This window comes from Streptomyces minutiscleroticus, assembly GCF_014650875.1.
GTDB lineage: Bacteria > Actinomycetota > Actinomycetes > Streptomycetales > Streptomycetaceae > Streptomyces > Streptomyces minutiscleroticus.
This window is the reverse complement of sequence record NZ_BMVU01000021.1, coordinates 12,002-27,582: the sequence shown is the minus strand read 5'-3', so window position 1 is coordinate 27,582 and position 15,581 is coordinate 12,002. Positions and strand designations below refer to the sequence as shown.

The following is a 15,581-nucleotide window of genomic DNA, read 5'->3' as shown; positions in this document are numbered from 1 at the left end:
CCGACCGGTCCGCCGCCGGCCGGGGAGGCGGCCTCCGGTGCCTCGCGGTCCGGCTCCGCCGCCACCGGGCGCTCCCCATGCCGCCGGGCCCGTCCCCCCCCGCCCTGCGGACTTCAGCCCCGACTCCCGGACGCCTCGGCGCTGCCGCGCCGGACGGGGACGGCCCGCGCACCGCCGTACGGGCCCTCCCGGCGCAGGTGGCCCGCCGCTCGGGGGAGTCGCGCGTGTTGTGCTGCCTGCTCGCCCGAACGCGTTAACCTCGGCAGATGGACACCGGTGCCGAGGATGCTCGTCATGAGCGCTGTACGACCGTGGTGGTAGGGGCCTCCGCCGGCGGCGTCGCCGGTCTGGGGGTCCTGCTGAACGGACTGGACGCGGGGCCCCCGGTGGTCGTCCTGGTGGCCCAGCACCTGCGCCGTTCCCGCCCGACGCAGATCGTGGCCATCCTGTCCCGCCGTACCGGCCGCACGGTGAAGCTGGCCGAGGAAGGGGAGCGGCCGCGGGCGGGCGTCGTCTACGTCGCCCCGCCCGACCGGCACCTGTGCGTGAACGAGGACGGAACGCTGTCGCTGAGCGACGAGGGCCTGGTCAACTTCACCCGTCCGGCGGCCGATCCGCTGTTCGAGTCGGCGGCGCGGGCGTACGGGCCGCAGGTCATCGGCTGCGTGCTCACCGGGGCCGACAGCGACGGTGCGCGGGGCGTGGAGGCGGTCAAGGACCACGGCGGCACCGTCGTCGTCCAGGACCCCGTGACGGCGGAGTTCCACGGCATGCCGAAGGCTGCGGTCGGAACGGGCCGGGTGGACCACGTCCTCCATCTCGCCGACATCGCGCCGACGATCAACCGGCTCGTCGCCGGTGTGGAGTGCTCCTGAGGCGCAGCCGCTGCCGCTGTTCCCCGCGGCGGGACGCGCTTGCGCACCCTGTGCCGGCAGGGTCCTGCAGGCAGGGGCCGTCCCCGCAGGTCGTCGCCGCGGTCAGCGTCGCCGGGAAGCGTCGGTGAGGGGAAGGCGGGCGGTGATGCGCTTGCCGCCCGGCTCGGGCTCGATGTCGAGGCTGTGGGCGACGGCGGTGACGATCTCCAGACCGTGCTGGCCGATGCGGTCGGGGTCCGCCGCACGGGCGGTCGGGAGGACGGGGTGGGTGTCACGCACGGTGATCTCCAGCAGGGCGCCGGTGGTGCGCAGTTCCATCCGGGCGGGGCCGGGGGCGTACTTGTAGGCGTTCGTGACCAGTTCGCTGACCACCAGCTGGGTCAGGTCCCTCACCCGGGCGGGCACCTCCAGGCCGCTCTCGGTCTGCAGGCGGGTGAGGAAGTCGGTCGCGAGGCGGCGGGCCCAGGCGATGCGCGAGTCGTCGCCCTCCAGCGCGACGGCGACCGTCAGCTGCGGATAGTGCGGCGCCACAGCGTTCTCGCTCCCGGGTACAGCGTCCATCGGTTTCGCCTTCGCCCCTTGCTCCACGGCCGTGTGTACCCACCACTTTCTCCTGCACGCCCCGACTGGACCGAATGGGGCCCTATGGGCGGCCGCGGCGTGCGGTCCGCGCCCCGCACCGGCGGTGCCGAACGCCGTCGGCTTCTCTGAGCTGCGATGTCTGTCATCGGGACCTGTCGATTGGATGAGGCGGGGGTGGCTGGGGGTGTTCCCGTCGGATGCCGGGCCGACCGCGCGGGCACGTGAGGCCGCTCCGCACGGCGCCCCGGGCTCCGGCGGCCCCGTCCGGCTGCGCGGGCGGCCGGCGCGGCGCTCACCGGGTCCTCCCGGCCGGGGCCGGCGGCGGTCGGCCGCGCTGTCCCGGAGTTCCGCGAGTCCTCCGGCGTCGGCAGCCCGATCAGGATCCACCAGCGGCCGCCCGCACGCGACAGGGGACGGCGCCCGGCCGGTCCCCGGCGGACCGGGGCTTGCGCCCGGCTCCGTGGCGGAGTCCGTCGACGGGCGGGCAGCGGGCCGGCCGTGCGCTCGTCGCCGGCGCGGTCCACTCCGGCGGCGGGCACGGGGCGCCGCGGGCAGGAGGCCCATGGGGACAGTGTGGCGTCGTCCCGGCAGACGGGGGCCGGCGGCGTTCCGGTGCTTCAGAGCGACCTGCGCGCCAGGTCCTCCAGCACCGCGACCGCCCGGGCGGCCCGCTCGTACGGTACGAACAGGTGGTCGTGGTGGAAGCCGGCGACCACGTTGCAGCTCAGACCGGCGTCGGCGAGTTCCCGTGCCACGGCGGCGGTCAGACCGACCGCCTCCAGCGCCGAGTGGACCCGCAGGGTGATCCAGCCCGCCACGTAGTCGTACGCCATCCCCGCCGTGTCGGCCTCCCGCTGCGGCAGGACCAGGGTCAGGCCCTCCCGTTCGGCGACCGTGACGAGCGGGGTCACGTCCGGCGGGACGGCACCGCCGTCGACGGTGGTGAACACGTAGCGCCCCGCGTTCAGTTCGGGGCGCATCCCCGCCAGCAGTCTCCGCAGATCGCTCTCACCAGGCATGATCGACACCCTATGCGGGCGGACCGCGACCTGTACCTCCTTCGCGCCGCTCCCGCGGCCCGAGGGCCGCCCGGAGGCGGCCTCGGGTGTCACTCGGACAGCACCCGGCCGTCTCGCCGAGCATTGTTACTTTGACATAAGTATGACTCCATATCTATGGTGGCGGCATGCCCGAGAACAGCGCGTCCGTCCAGGACATCGACCACGTGGCCGCACGGCTCGTGGCGTGCCTGCCCGCGCTGACCCGGGCCCTGGACCGGCAGGTCGGACAGGACTGCCCGCACCCCAGGCCCCCCGAGGCCCAGCTCGCGCTGATGCGGCACGTCGAGGCCCATGACGGCGTCACCGTGCGCGCGACGGCCGAGGCCCTGCTGATGAAGCCGAACAACGTCAGCGCACTCGTCACGCAGCTGACCGAGCAGGGGCTGCTGGAGCGCCGGCAGGACCCGGCCGACAGAAGGGTCGCGCACCTGCACCTCACCCCGACCGCCCGGCAGGAGCTCGCCGAGGTCGAACGCCTGATGGGGGCCCACCTCGGCCGGGCGCTGCGCGCCCTGACCGACGGTGAGCTGGACGCCCTCGGCTCCGCTCTGGGCGCGCTCGCCGCACTCAACGAGCACCTTCACCCCCGCCACTGATCACGCACACCGGACCCGCAGCGGTCCGGTGCGCGTGCGGGCGGGCCACCGCGTCCCGTACGGCGGTCACCGGCACGGCGGTCGTCCGCACGCCGAGCACCGGCGTGCGGACGACCGTGTGCCGGCCGCCGGCCGTCGGCCTGCCCACCGCCCCGTACGCCGGTCGCCGGTTCCGTCATTCCGTCATTCCGCGGACACAGGCCCAGGCCGGTCCGCGTCACCTCCACGATCCACGAAGGACAGGCACAGTCATGCCCTCCGCCGCCACGCCCTCCTCCGCTCCGCCGACCCACGCCCCTCCGGGGGACGAGCCGCGGGGCCCGCGGGCCAACCCGTGGCTGACGCTGATCGCCGTCGCCTTCGGCCTCTTCATGGTCGGCCTCGACGGCTCGGTCGTCTCGATCGCCAACCCCGAGATCGGCCGGGACCTGGGCGCCTCCACCGCCGATCTCCAGTGGGTGACCAACTCCTACCTGCTGGCCCTCGCCGCCACGCTGATCCTCGGTGGCAAGCTCGGCGACCGGTTCGGGCGCCGCACCTTCTACCTGATCGGCGTCGCGGGCTTCACCGTCGCGTCCGTCGCCATCGGACTGACCGGGTCCATCGAGGGCGTCATCGCCTTCCGCGCGGTGCAGGGCTTCTTCGGCGCCCTGCTGATGCCCAACACGCTGGGCATGCTGCGCGCCGTCTTCCCGCCGAAGAAGTTCGGCATGGCGGTCGGCATCTGGGCCATGGTCTCCTCGGTCTCCACCGCCCTCGGTCCCATCGTCGGCGGCCTGCTGGTCCAGCACGTCAACTGGGAGTCCGTCTTCTACATCAACGCCCCCATCGGCGTCGCCGCGCTCGTCTTCAGCGCCGTCGTCCTGCCGCAGAGCAGGAACAGCGCCGCGGCGGACGAGAAGTTCGACATCGCCGGGGTCGTCCTGCTGGCCCTGGGCCTGCTCGCCGTCGTGTTCGGCGTCGTCAAGGGCGAGACGTGGGGCTGGACCTCGGGCGGCACCCTGGGCGCCATCGCGGCCGGTGTGGTGGTCCTGCTGGTCTTCGGCTTCTACGAGAACCGTGTGGCGGCCCCGCTGCTGCCCATGCGCCTGTTCCGCAACCGGGCGCTGACCATCGGCACGGTCATCACCGCGCTGAACTTCTTCGTGCTGCTCGGTGTGATCTTCTTCGTCATGCTCTACCTGCAGAACGTGCGCGGGTTCACCCCCGTCGAGGCCGGTGTGCGCACCCTGCCGCTGAGCCTCGCCTCGGTCGTGGCCTCCCCGCTCGGCGCGGCGCTGACGGACCGGTTCGGGCCGCGGTTCACCATGCCGCTCGGCATGGCCCTCCAGGCGATCGCCTGCTTCGTCGTGCTCACCTGGAGCGCGGACTCGTCCTACGCCACGATGTGGCCGCCGTTCATCGCGCTCGGCCTCGGCGTGGGCATGGTGATGTCGTCCTCCTCCGACGCCATCGTCGGCAACGCGCCGGTCAGGGACGGCGGCGTGGCGGGCGGCCTGCAGGCGACCGCGCTGCAGATCGGCGGCGCGCTCGGTACCTCCGTACTGGTGTCGCTCATCAGCAGCCGGGTCGGCTCGACCCTCACCGGTGAGCTGACCTCCGCCGGAGTCCCCGCGGCCGCGGCGGCGGGCCTGGGCGAGGCGAAGGACGCGGTGGCCATGGGCGTCGCCCCGGTCTCCGAGGAGATGCCGGCCCAGCTCAGGAGCGCCGTCGTCGAGGGGAGCCACCAGGCGTTCATGAACGGTGTGCACACCTCCGTCCTGGTCGCCGGCGTGCTGTGCGTCGTCGGCGCCGTGGTGGCGGTGGCCGGCGTGCGGCGCACCCCCGAGCAGCCCGCCGCCTGAGCGACGACGGGCGGACGGGCCCGGCCGGGGCGGTGGGCCAGGCTTCCGCGTCGGCGCCGGTCCCCCGCCGGCCGCCGCAGCCGGAGACGGCTCCCGAGCCGGCGGCGAGCAGGAGCACCGCGGCGAGCGGACCGAGGCGACGCGACGCTCTGATGCGTATGGGACCCTCCGGGGGACGACGACGTGTCACACTGTTCCGCCGTGTGACGCGGCCGGGCCGGGACGGGTTCCGCCGGCCGGGGCCGCCCGCTCCCGCCACGTCGTCGCCGTCCTCGTCGCCTGCGGCCTGTGCGCGGCGGCCGTCGCGGTCCTCGGGGTGACGCGGGGGCCGGAGGGCGGCGCGGTCCGGTCGGCGGTCGCCGCCACCGGGATCGTCGGCCCGTGCGACGCCGTCGCGGTCGTGTACGCGCGCGCCGCCCGCCGCCGTTTCCCCGGTGGACCGAGTGGGTCCCCTGCGGCAGGGAGCGCCGGGCTCAAGGTTCCCGGCGGTGGGGAGTACCGAGTCCCCCGCGACGGGCGCGGTCCCGGTGGAAGGGGGCGGCGCCGCCCTTCCGCCGGGACCGCCGGGTGCCTTCCGGGCTACGGCTTCTCCTGGGTGTAGAGGGCGTTCACCTCCCCGGCGGTGAGTGCCCTGTCGTAGGCGTGGACCTGGTCCACCGCACCGTTCCAGAAGTCGGTGTCCGCGCCGTCCCACTGTGCGCGGCCGACGGCCAGCGGGCCGGTGCCGACGTAGGCGGGACCGGACGCGGCGGTCGCCGCCGGTCTGCCGTCGACGTACAGCCTGATCTCGCCGCTCGCGCCGTCCCGCACGCCGACGAGGTGGTACCAGCGGCCCTTCTCCGGGGTGGTCTCCAGCCGGGCGCGGTGGTTGCCGGGGGTGCTGAAGGCGAAGGCGCCCTGGCCGTACTGCAGGTAGAAGGGGCTGGCCTGGCGGCGGCCGTCCTGGCTGACGGCGGTGGCGTAGTTGCCGGGGAGCCGGTCGACGGTCACCCAGGCGGACACCGAGTAGCTGCCGGTGGTGTCGAGGACCGGCCCTTCGGTCTCGGCGTGCTGCCCGCTGCCGTCGAACCTCAGCGCGCTGCCGCTGACCCCGGTGGTCCAGGCGGTGCCCTCGCTCAGGGTGAGCGGCCTGCCGTTCGGGCCCTCGTCCTTCGCGGTGGTGCCCGCGCCCTCGTCGAGGGACCAGTGGCCGCCGCCCTTCAGCGCCTCGCGGCCGCCCGCGGCGGCGCCGGCCGCGATGACCTTCAGGTTGACCTCGCGCACCCGGACCGGGTCGACCTTGATCTCCCGGCGGTCGTAGGTGTAGAGGCCGTTGAGCTCGTTCTCCAGGTCGGAGATCTGCGTGTACACCGAGCCGGAGAGTTCGGCGCCCGCCTGGTCGAGGTAGTACTTCTCGGTGTTCTCGACGTACTTGCGGGTCAGCGCCTCCTTGTCGGCGACGCCGCTGTAGATCACCGTCGGGGCGCCCGGCCACATGTGGCCGGGGGTGCGCAGGGTGAAGCCGCCGTGCTCGCCGTCCATGGCGGCCCGCTCGCCGTCGGGGAACGGTGGGTCCGTGTTGGTGTAGTCGTGGTGGTCGATGATGTCGCCCTTGCCCGAGTCACCCTTGGAGTCGCAGCAGTTGACCCCGCTGTGGGCGTTGACGATCCGGGACGGGTCGGCGGCCTTCACGGACTCGGCGAGCCGGCCGGTCGCCTCGCGGTTCCACTCGCCCCAGCCCTCGTTGAAGACGATCCAGCCGATCACGGAGGGCGCGTCGTGGTGCTGGCGCATCATCTCCATGCCCTGGTCGACGAAGGCCCGCTGCCCCGTCTCGTCGGTGGTGGTCGAGGAGACGAAGTCCTGCCAGACCAGCAGGCCGAGCCGGTCCGCGTGGTAGAACCACCGCGGCGACTCCACCTTGATGTGCTTGCGGACGGCGTTGAAGCCGAGCTTCTTGTGCGCCTCCAGGTCGAAGGCGAGCGCGTCGTCGCTCGGCGGGGTGTACAGGCCGTCGGGCCAGAAGCCCTGGTCGAGGGTGGCGAGGGAGAAGACCGGCTTTCCGTTGAGCACCAGTTTCGGGTAGCCGCCGACCTTCTCGATCCCCACCTCGCGCATACCGAAGTAGCCGGCGACCTCGTCGGTCGACCTGCCGTCGGTCAGGGTGACGTCGAGGTCGTACAGGTACGGGTCGTCCGGGCTCCACAGGTGCTGCCTGGCCACGGGCAGCCGCAGCTGCTCGTTGGCGGCTCCGGTGACCCTGCCGACGACCCTGCCCCGGGCGTCGCGGGCGACGGCCTCGACGCGTGCCCCGGCGGAGGCGCCGTCGGAGCGGACGGTGACCGCCAGGCTGCCCGTGCCGATGTCCGGCGTGGTGACGACGTCGTCGACGGAGACGCGGGCGACGGGCTCCATCCACACGGTCTGCCAGATGCCCGACGACTGGGTGTAGACGATGCCGCCGGGGCGGGTGGACTGCTTGCCCTTGGGCTGGTTGTCGCCGCCGGTGTCGGTGACCGCGACCACGACCTCCTGGGGGCCGGTGCCCTTGAGCGCGTCGGTGACGTCGGCGCTGAAGGCGGTGTAGCCACCGGTGTGCTCGGCCACCTTCTTGCCGTTGACCCAGACGCGGGCCCGGTAGTCGACCGCGCCGAAGTTGAGCTTCAGGCGGTTGTCCCGGTCGCCCCTGCCCACCTTCCAGTTCTTCGGTACGTCGACGAGCCTGCGGTAGAACATGTGGTCCTCGTGCCGCTCGATCCCCGAGAGCTGGGACTCGACCGGGAAGGGCACGGTGATCCTCTCGTCCAGCTTCCTGCCGAAGACCGGGGTCTCGCCCGCCTCGGCGGCGCTGAACTGCCAGGTTCCGTTGAGGTTCTTCCACCGGTCGCGCACCTGCTGCGGGCGCGGGTACTCCGGCAGCGGGTTCTTCTCGTCGAGCTTGTCGCCCCACGGTGTGGTGAGACGGTGCGCGGAGTCGTTCTGCGCCCAGCGGATGAGCTCCGGTACGGCCTTCCGGCCGGCCTCCAGGCCGCCCTCGCCGTCGTAGGCGACCCGTATCTGCTGGTCCTTCTGGATCGGCTCGGCGAGGGTGACGAGCAGTGAAGTGCGGTCGCCCGGGTCGGCCTCGACCGACTCGACCGGCATGGGGGTCGTGTCGGCCTCTATCTTCAGGTGGTCCCCGACCGCCGCGTAGCCGCCGACCCGGTCCTCGAACCGGGCGCGCAGCCGCCGCCCGTCCTCGGCGACGGTCAGCTCGACGGGGTAGACCTCGAAGTCGGCCGGCGGGGTGAACGCCGACTGGGGCACGAGCTGCTTCGGCGTCGTCGGGGTGGACCAGCGCAGGAACATGTTGGCCCCGCCGAGGTCCTGGAACATCTCCAGGCGGAAGTCGTGCTTCTCTCCTGCGGTCAGCCTGACCGGGGCGCTGGTCTGCTCCTTGTCCCAGTCCGGTTCCCAGTGGTCGATGACCGGCTCGCCGTCGACGAGGAGCCGGAAGCCGTTGTCACCGCTGGCGTGGAACGTGTAGTCGCCGGTGGCCGGTGCCTCGATCTGCCCCGTCCAGCGGGCGGTGGTGTGCTCCGTCCTGCCGGTGAGCTCCTCGAACGTTCCGGTCAGGGAGGAGAAGTCGATCCGCGGATCGAGCGCGGTGCCGCCGAGTTCGGCGAAGTCCCGTGCGCCCGGCGCCGACATGGCGAAGTACTCGCCCTTCAGGCCGTGCACGACGACGTCGGCCTGCTCGGCGGCCTGCCCGGGGGAGGACGCGGCGGCGCCGCTCGCCGTCCCGGCGGCCGCCGCGGTCGCCGTCAGGCCGGTCGTGGGCAGGACCAGGGCCGCCGCCGTCAGCAGCGCCCACACTCCGGTTCGTCGGCGGGTGTGTCGTCTCGTCATGGGACCTTCCTCGCGCGGGGCGGGGGCCGGGACCACTCGGCAGGAGGTGCCGGGGAACGGACGTGGCGCGGTGTCGTGTTCACCGGGGCACCGCGGGCTTCCGGGAGCGTCGTCAGTACGGAGAGCGGACTGCGAGGGAACCGGCGGGCAGGGGAGGGGGACCCCGCAACGCGTACGGGGCCAACGGCTCTTCCAACGTTGGAAATTCTGTGACAGCGGAATCACAGCATGCCGCCCCGGAACTGTCCAGACCTCGTGCGCCTCTTGCCCGTTCGGGGTTTCCGGCTTCCGCGGGGCGCCTCTGGGGCGGGTCGCACCGGCCGCGGTGAATTGACCGGCACCGCGTCACGCGTCAGGGTACGAAGCGGCGCGGATCACCGCCCCGTGCCGGAAGGATGACTGCCTTGATCGGGATCGCCGACATCGAAGCCGCGGCCGAGCGGATCGCCGGACACGTGGTACGCACCCCGACCGTGCCGAGCCCCGGCCTGTCCGGCCTGCTGGGTGCCCCGGTCACCGCGAAACTGGAGCTGTTGCAGCGCACCGGCTCGTTCAAGGCGCGCGGGGCGACGGCGAAGCTGCTCGCGCTCGGCGAGGCCGAGCGGGCCGCCGGCGTGGTGGCGGTCAGCGGGGGCAACCACGGGATCGCCGTCGCGGTGATGGCGGCCGCGCTCGACGTGAAGGCCACGGTGGTCATGCCCCGTACGGCGCCCGCGCGTTCGGTGGCGATGGCACAGGACGCCGGTGCCTCGGTGCGGCTGACCGACGGCATGGACGAGGCCTTCGCACTGATGACACGGTTGCAGGAGGAGGGCCTGACACTGGTCCACCCCTTCGACGACCCCGTGGTGATCGCCGGACAGGGCACGGTCGGGCTGGAGTTCGCCGAGGACGCGGACGGACCGACCGACGTCCTCGTCAGCGTCGGGGGCGGCGGGCTGATCGCCGGTGTCGCGGCGGCGCTGCGGGCCCGCCGCCCGGGGGTGCGGATCTGGGGCGTGGAGACCGAGGGGGCGCAGGCGATGTCGGAGGCGCTGGCCGCGGGCGGGCCGGTCCCGGTCCCCCTGTCGTCGATCGTGACCACGCTCAGCGCGCCCACCGTGTCGCAACTGACGTACGACCATGTGTCCGAGCTGGTCACCGAGGTGCTGGTGGTTCCGGACCGGGACGCGGTGCAGGGCGTGCTCGACCTCGCCGAGCACGCGAAGGTGTGGACCGAGCCCGCCGCCGGCTGTCTGCTGCCCGCGGCGCGGCAGGTCCTGGACCGGGTGGGGGACGGAGCCCGGCTCGGGCTCGTGGTGTGCGGGGGCAACGCGTCCACCACCGACGTGCTGGGCTGGTCGAACCGGTTCGGACTGCGTCCGCAGCCCACCGAGGGCGGCTGACGGCCGGTTCCCCGGCACACTGTCCGGCCGCTGCGCGTCGAGCGCGTGGCCCCGGCGGCGGACGCGCGCACCGGGACGGCACGTGTGCCCCGGCACGGGCGTCCGCCTCGCTCCGGGCCGGCAGGCCCGCCTCGCTCCGGGCCCGGCAGGTCCGCCGACGCGGGCCTCGCCGGGGCGCTCACGACGGCGACGCGGGCGATCCGGCCGCCGACGGCGGTGTACGCGGGGCAGCGGGCGCCGCGTCGCCCTCGGGTGCGGAGCCGTCGTCCGCCGTCACGCCCGCCAGGCGTACCGCCGCTCGGGCCGCCCGGTGGTGCCGTAGCGCAGGGACACGTGGACGAGGCCCGCGGCGTGGAAGTGCTCCAGATACCGGCGGGAGCTGACCCGGGAGACACCGACGACGGCGGCGCACTCGGCCGCCGACAGTGTGCCGTCGGCGGCGCGGAGGGCCCGCTCGACGAGGTCGGCGGTCTCCACGCTCAGGCCCTTGGGCAGCGAGCCGCCCCGCTGCGCCGCGGCGGTCCCGGCGAGGAAGCGGTCCACGTCCGCCTGGCCGCGCACGACCGAGGTGAGCAGCCGCTCGCGCCGGTCGGCGTACCACTGGAGCCGGGTCGCCAGGTCCTCCTGGTCGAACGGCTTGAGGAGGTAGTCGACGACACCGTGGCGGACGGCGCCGCGCACACTGTCCGCCTCGCGGGCGGCGCTGATGACCATGACGTCGCAGTCGTGCCCCGCGGTGCGCAGCCGCGGGATCACGTCGAGTCCGAACATGTCCGGCAGGTACAGGTCGAGGAGGACCAGGTCGGGGCGGAGCTCCTCGACGGCGGCGACGGCCTCCTCGCCCGTGCCGGCCGTGCCGACGACCCGGAAGGGCGGTACGCGTTCGACGAAGGTGCGGTGGACCCGCGCCACCATGAAGTCGTCGTCGACCACGAGGACGTCGACGGGGCGGCCCGCCGGGGCCGCACCGGCCGGTTCTGTCGGTTGTGTCATCGGGACGTTCCTTTCGGCACCGCGTCGGCGGGGTGGCTCACGGACATGCGAGCGGTGAACTGGGCGCCGTCGGCGGTGTTGGCCACGGTGATCTCACCGCCCCGGCTCTCGCAGACGAGCCGCGTCAGGGCGAGGCCGATGCCGCGCTCGCCCTGTCCGGCCGCCTTGGTGGTGAAACCGTGGGTGAAGACCTCCTCCGCCACCTCGGGGGCGACGCCGGGACCGGAGTCGCGGACCACGATCTCCACACTGGAGGCGTCCTGCCGCAGCGCGACCTCCACCCACGCCTCACCCGGCTCCCCGCCCGGGGTGCCGGCGGCGTCGACGGCGTTGTCGACGAGGTTGCCGATCACGGTCGCGACGTCTGCGGCCTCCTCCGGCACGAGCCGCCCGAGGGCCGTGTCGTCCGAGATCCGCAGCGTGACCCTGCGCTCGGCGGCGAGCGAGGACTTCGCCATCAGGAGCGCGGCGACGGCGGTGTCGCGCACCCGCTGCCCGATGGTCATGTCCAGGGACTGGCGGCGCCGGGTCACGGCGCGGATGTAGCGCACTACCTCGTCCTGCTCGCCGATCTGGATCAGGCCGGAGATGGTGTGCAGCTGGTTGGCGAACTCGTGCGCCTGGGCGCGCAGCAGCTCGGCGGAGCTGCGGAACGAGCCGATCTCCTGCTCGAGGCGGGCCAGCTCCGTACGGTCCCGCAGAGTGGTGACCGAGCCGAGCACCCGGTCGTCCTTGGCGACGGTCATCCTGTTCATCACCAGGACGCGGCCGTGCCGGACGACCACCGCGTCGTGCCGGTCCGCGTCCCGGTCCCGCGCGCCGGTCAGGACGTCCCCGAGCCGGCCCTCGACGCCCAGCTCGGCCAGGCTCCGGCCGACGCAGTCCGCGGGCAGGTCGAGCAGGCGCCTGCCCACGTCGTTCACGAGGGTGAGCCGGTGCTGCGGGTCCAGGGCGACCACACCCTCGGCGATCCCGTACAGCATCGCCTCCCGGTGCTCGGCCAGTCCGGTGATCTCGTGCGGCTCCAGTCCCAGCGTCTGCCGTTTGACGCGGCGGGACAGCAGCCAGGAACCGGCCAGGCCGAGACCGCCCGCCACCCCCAGGTAGGTCAGCACGTAGGAGGACGCCCCGCTCAGCCGCTGCCACGCGGTCGGGGATGCCTCACCGATCATCACGGTGCCCAGGCGGCGGCCGAGGTCGCCGCCCGTCGCGCCGAGCACCGGCACCTGGGCCACGAGCTCATGGCTTCCGTCCCAGGTCAGCGGGCCCGACCAGCTGTGTCCGCGCGCGGCGTCCGCGCTCCGGGGCAGCGCCTCGCGCAGGACGGTGGGATTGGTCGAGCCGACGATGCGGCCCGACGCGTCCGCCACGGTGACGGACGAGACGTCGGACTGCACGAGCGTGGAGTGCACCAGCGCGGCGAGCGCCTTCTGCGGCGACGGCCGGACGAGCTGGTTGCGGACCAGGGGGTTGGCCGCCAGCTGCTCCGCCAGCGCCGTCACCCTGCGCCCCTCGACCCGGTTGAACGTCGCCTCCGACTGGGCCAGCGACACCGCGGCGACGGCCAGGAGCACCGTCACGACGATGGCGAGCTGCAGTACCAGCATTTCGCCCGCGAGACTCTGGCGGCGGAACGTGGTGACCACAACGAACTCAATCTCTCTTGGCGACACAAGCTGGGGAGCGCGACCGGCGAGATGCACAATCATGACGTCCGTCCCGCCGACCGTGAAAGAGAGGGGCCGTGAGAGCTCGCGCACGCGCCCTTCGCGTCCTGGCGGCCCTGTCGCTCCTGTCCTCCGCCGGCTGCGGAGCGTGGCCCGGCGCGGGCGGCAGCCCCGGCAGTGACCTGCGGATCATGGTTCCGAACACTCCGGGGGGAGGATACGACACCACCGCGCGCACCGTGGCCAGGGTCCTCGGGGAGACCGGTAGCGCCTCCGACGTGCAGGTCTTCAATCTGCCGGGAGCGGGCGGCACCGTGGGTCTGCAGCGTCTGGTGGACGAGCGCGGCAACGGCCGCCTCGCCCTCCAGATGGGTCTTGGCGTCGTCGGCTCCTCGCACATGGCGCACGCGCGGGTGACCGTGGAGCGGACCACCCCCATCGCCCGGCTGCTGGGGGAGCCGGGCACGGTGGTCGTGCGCGAGGACTCGCCCTACCGCACGGTCGACGACCTCGTCGCCGCGTGGCGCAAGGACCCCGCCGCACTGACGGTCGGCGGCGGCTCCTCGCGGGGAGGCCCCGACCACCTCCTGGCGATGGAGCTGGCGGAGGCCGTCGGCATCGGCCCGCGCGAGGTGGACTACCGGGCCTACGACGGCGGCGGCGGCGACCTGCTGCCCGCGCTGCTCGACGGCGAGGTCGACTTCGCCACCAGCGGGGTCGGGGAGTACCTCGACCAGATCGACGCCGGGCAGCTGCGGGTCCTGGCCGTCACCGGCGACCGTCCGGCCGCCACCCTCCCCGGTGTGCCGACCCTGCGGGCCCGCGGCATCGACCTGGTCTTCAGCAACTGGCGGGGGATCGTGGCCCCGCCCGGCATCAGCGCCTCGGACCGCGAGCGCTGGACCGACGCGCTGACCGGGCTGCACGCCTCCGCCCAGTGGAAGGCGGCACTCGCCCGGCGCGGCTGGACCGACGCCTTCGCCACGGGGGACGCCTTCGAGGACTACCTGGAGCAGCAGGACAGGGCCGTGGCCCGCCTGATCGCCCGCCTCGGACTCGACTGACCCGTCCGCCGCCGCGGACCTTCCCCGCAGGACCTCCCCGGCAGGACCGGCCCGACCGGTCGTGCACGACCCCTATGCCCTTCGAAAGGCACCCGCATGACTTCACACACCTGGTGGCTGCTGCTCATCCTGACCGTGGCGATCGCGGCCCTCATCTACCTGATCAACGGCCGGCTGCGGGTGCATCCGTTCGTCGCGCTGATCGTGGTGACCGTCGCCACCGGGCTGGTCGCCGGCGAGCCCGTGGCCGACCTGACCGGGTCGATCGAGGAGGGCGCCGGCGGCACCCTCGGCGACGTCGGTGTCACCCTGGCGCTGGGGGCCATGCTGGGCCGGCTGCTGTCCGACTCCGGGGCCACCGACGCCATCGCCCGCGCCCTCGTCGGCCGCGCGAGCCCCCGCGGGCTGCCCTGGCTGGTCGGGGCCGCCGCCTTCGTCATCGGCATCCCGATGTTCTTCGAGATCGGGCTGATCGTGCTGCTGCCGCTGATCTTCAGCGTGGCCCGCCGCATGGAGGAGCGCGGCGGTGCCAACGGCTCCCCCTACGTCCTGCTCGGTGTGCCCGCGATCGCCTCCCTGTCCACGCTGCACGGCATGCTGCCGCCCCACCCCGGACCGCTGACCGCCATGACCGGTCTCCACGCCGATCTCGGCCTGACCCTGCTGGTCGGCTTCGTCTGCGCCGTCCCCACCGTCATCCTGTCCGGTCCGGTCTACGCGCGCTGGATCGCCCCGCGCCTCCCCGGCGTCCGGCCGGACGCCGCGCTGGTCGCCCAGTTCACCGGGGCCGAGGGGGCGGCCGGCACGCGGCACGCCCCCGCCACGGGCGCCGACGGTTCCGGTGCGCGGCCGGACACCGGGGGCGGGCCCCGCGAGGGCGTCCCCACCGGTCTCGCCGTGGCCGCCGTACTGGTCCCGGTCGTCCTCATGCTGCTGCGCACCCTGGCCGAGACCGTGCTCGACGAGGACGGCGGACTCGCGGCGGCGCTGGCCTTCGCCGGCGAGCCGCTGGTGGCCATGCTCGCCGGACTGCTCTTCGCACTCGGTGTGACACTGGTCCGCGGCGGCCGGTCGGGGGAGGAGATCCGCGAGTCGCTGACGGGGAGCCTGAAGTCGGTCGCAGCGATCCTCCTCATCATCGGCGGCGGAGGGGCCTTCAAACAGGTCCTGCAGGACTCCGGGATCGGCGACGCGATCGCCTCCGCGGCCGAGGGCGCGCACGTCAGTGTCATCCTCCTCGGCTGGCTGATCGCCCTCCTGCTGTCGCTGACCACGGGGTCGGCGACCGTCGGCATCGTCTCCGCCACCGGCATCGTGGCCCCGCTGATCGGGGGGAACGGCGGCCTGGAGGCGTCCCTGCTCGTCGTCGCCATCGGCGCCGGCTCCATCGGGCTGAACTACGTCAACCACGCGGGGTTCTGGCTGGTGAAGGAGTCCTTCGGCATGGACCTGACCCAGGCGGCCAAGACCCAGACCGCGGTGCAGACACTGGTCAGTGTGTTCGGCCTCGGCATGGCGCTCCTGCTGTCGCTGTTCGCCTAGGTGCCTCCTGCGCGGCCGTGCCGCGCACGCCCCGTCCGCCGGGCCGTGCGCGGCACGGCCGTACGCCTCCGAGCCGGTGTGTTGCACGGGGCTGCCGGCCGTGGT

The 15,581-nt window shown here is 73.7% G+C and carries 11 protein-coding genes; 6 read left to right on the top strand and 5 right to left on the bottom strand.

Annotated elements, in window-relative coordinates; all coding sequences use genetic code 11:
* Positions 1-266 precede the first annotated feature (266 nt).
* The gene (locus IE271_RS20825; protein WP_190191885.1) at positions 267-875 is read left to right on the top strand and encodes a chemotaxis protein CheB; all 609 of its coding nucleotides are present in this window, start codon (positions 267-269) and stop codon (positions 873-875) included.
* A 102-nt stretch (positions 876-977) separates the two neighbouring features.
* Here IE271_RS20825 and IE271_RS20820 read toward each other — a convergent pair whose 3' ends face one another.
* Positions 978-1,436, bottom strand: a complete 459-nt coding sequence (locus IE271_RS20820) for an ATP-binding protein (protein WP_190191884.1) — start codon at positions 1,434-1,436, stop codon at positions 978-980.
* Between the two features lie 638 nt (positions 1,437-2,074).
* The gene (locus IE271_RS20815; protein WP_190191883.1) at positions 2,075-2,476 is read right to left on the bottom strand and encodes an ACT domain-containing protein; all 402 of its coding nucleotides are present in this window, start codon (positions 2,474-2,476) and stop codon (positions 2,075-2,077) included.
* A gap of 167 nt (positions 2,477-2,643) precedes the next feature.
* Between IE271_RS20815 and IE271_RS20810 the strand changes: the two genes are divergently transcribed.
* Positions 2,644-3,114 (top strand): MarR family winged helix-turn-helix transcriptional regulator, encoded by a 471-nt coding sequence (locus tag IE271_RS20810; RefSeq protein WP_190191882.1) that lies wholly within the window; start codon positions 2,644-2,646, stop codon positions 3,112-3,114.
* A gap of 251 nt (positions 3,115-3,365) precedes the next feature.
* Complete coding sequence (locus tag IE271_RS20805) at positions 3,366-4,958, top strand: MFS transporter (protein ID WP_190191881.1); 1,593 nt, start codon at positions 3,366-3,368, stop codon at positions 4,956-4,958.
* A 579-nt stretch (positions 4,959-5,537) separates the two neighbouring features.
* Here the strand turns inward: IE271_RS20805 and IE271_RS20800 are convergent.
* Positions 5,538-8,825: a LamG-like jellyroll fold domain-containing protein gene (locus IE271_RS20800; RefSeq protein WP_190191880.1), complete on the bottom strand. Its 3,288-nt coding sequence runs from the start codon at positions 8,823-8,825 to the stop codon at positions 5,538-5,540.
* A gap of 404 nt (positions 8,826-9,229) precedes the next feature.
* On the opposite strand from IE271_RS20800, the gene IE271_RS20795 reads away from it, so the two are divergent.
* The gene (locus tag IE271_RS20795) at positions 9,230-10,210 is read left to right on the top strand and encodes a threonine/serine dehydratase family protein (protein WP_190191879.1); all 981 of its coding nucleotides are present in this window, start codon (positions 9,230-9,232) and stop codon (positions 10,208-10,210) included.
* 273 nt (positions 10,211-10,483) lie between these two features.
* Here IE271_RS20795 and IE271_RS20790 read toward each other — a convergent pair whose 3' ends face one another.
* Positions 10,484-11,203 carry a response regulator gene (locus IE271_RS20790; RefSeq protein ID WP_190191878.1) on the bottom strand — a complete coding sequence of 240 codons (720 nt, stop codon included), beginning with the start codon at positions 11,201-11,203 and terminating at the stop codon, positions 10,484-10,486.
* Positions 11,200-12,849, bottom strand: a complete 1,650-nt coding sequence (locus IE271_RS20785; protein WP_190191877.1) for a sensor histidine kinase — start codon at positions 12,847-12,849, stop codon at positions 11,200-11,202. The genes IE271_RS20790 and IE271_RS20785 overlap by 4 nt, the downstream gene beginning before the upstream one ends.
* A gap of 98 nt (positions 12,850-12,947) precedes the next feature.
* On the opposite strand from IE271_RS20785, the gene IE271_RS20780 reads away from it, so the two are divergent.
* Positions 12,948-13,934, top strand: coding sequence for a Bug family tripartite tricarboxylate transporter substrate binding protein (locus IE271_RS20780; RefSeq protein ID WP_190191876.1), 987 nt, complete (start codon positions 12,948-12,950; stop codon positions 13,932-13,934).
* 96 nt (positions 13,935-14,030) lie between these two features.
* The gene (locus IE271_RS20775; protein ID WP_190191875.1) at positions 14,031-15,476 is read left to right on the top strand and encodes a GntP family permease; all 1,446 of its coding nucleotides are present in this window, start codon (positions 14,031-14,033) and stop codon (positions 15,474-15,476) included.
* Positions 15,477-15,581: the final 105 nt, after the last annotated feature.

Bases quoted from the DNA above. Each gene is read 5' to 3' on its own strand.
- IE271_RS20815 (WP_190191883.1), bottom strand. From the start codon at position 2,476: ATGCCTGGTGAGAGCGATCTGCGGAGACTGCTGGCGGGGATGCGCCCC.
- IE271_RS20775 (WP_190191875.1), top strand. From the start codon at position 14,031: ATGACTTCACACACCTGGTGGCTGCTGCTCATCCTGACCGTGGCGATC.
- IE271_RS20810 (WP_190191882.1), top strand. From the start codon at position 2,644: ATGCCCGAGAACAGCGCGTCCGTCCAGGACATCGACCACGTGGCCGCA.
- IE271_RS20800 (WP_190191880.1), bottom strand. From the start codon at position 8,825: ATGACGAGACGACACACCCGCCGACGAACCGGAGTGTGGGCGCTGCTG.
- IE271_RS20820 (WP_190191884.1), bottom strand. From the start codon at position 1,436: ATGGACGCTGTACCCGGGAGCGAGAACGCTGTGGCGCCGCACTATCCG.
- IE271_RS20790 (WP_190191878.1), bottom strand. From the start codon at position 11,203: ATGACACAACCGACAGAACCGGCCGGTGCGGCCCCGGCGGGCCGCCCC.
- IE271_RS20825 (WP_190191885.1), top strand. From the start codon at position 267: ATGGACACCGGTGCCGAGGATGCTCGTCATGAGCGCTGTACGACCGTG.
- IE271_RS20805 (WP_190191881.1), top strand. From the start codon at position 3,366: ATGCCCTCCGCCGCCACGCCCTCCTCCGCTCCGCCGACCCACGCCCCT.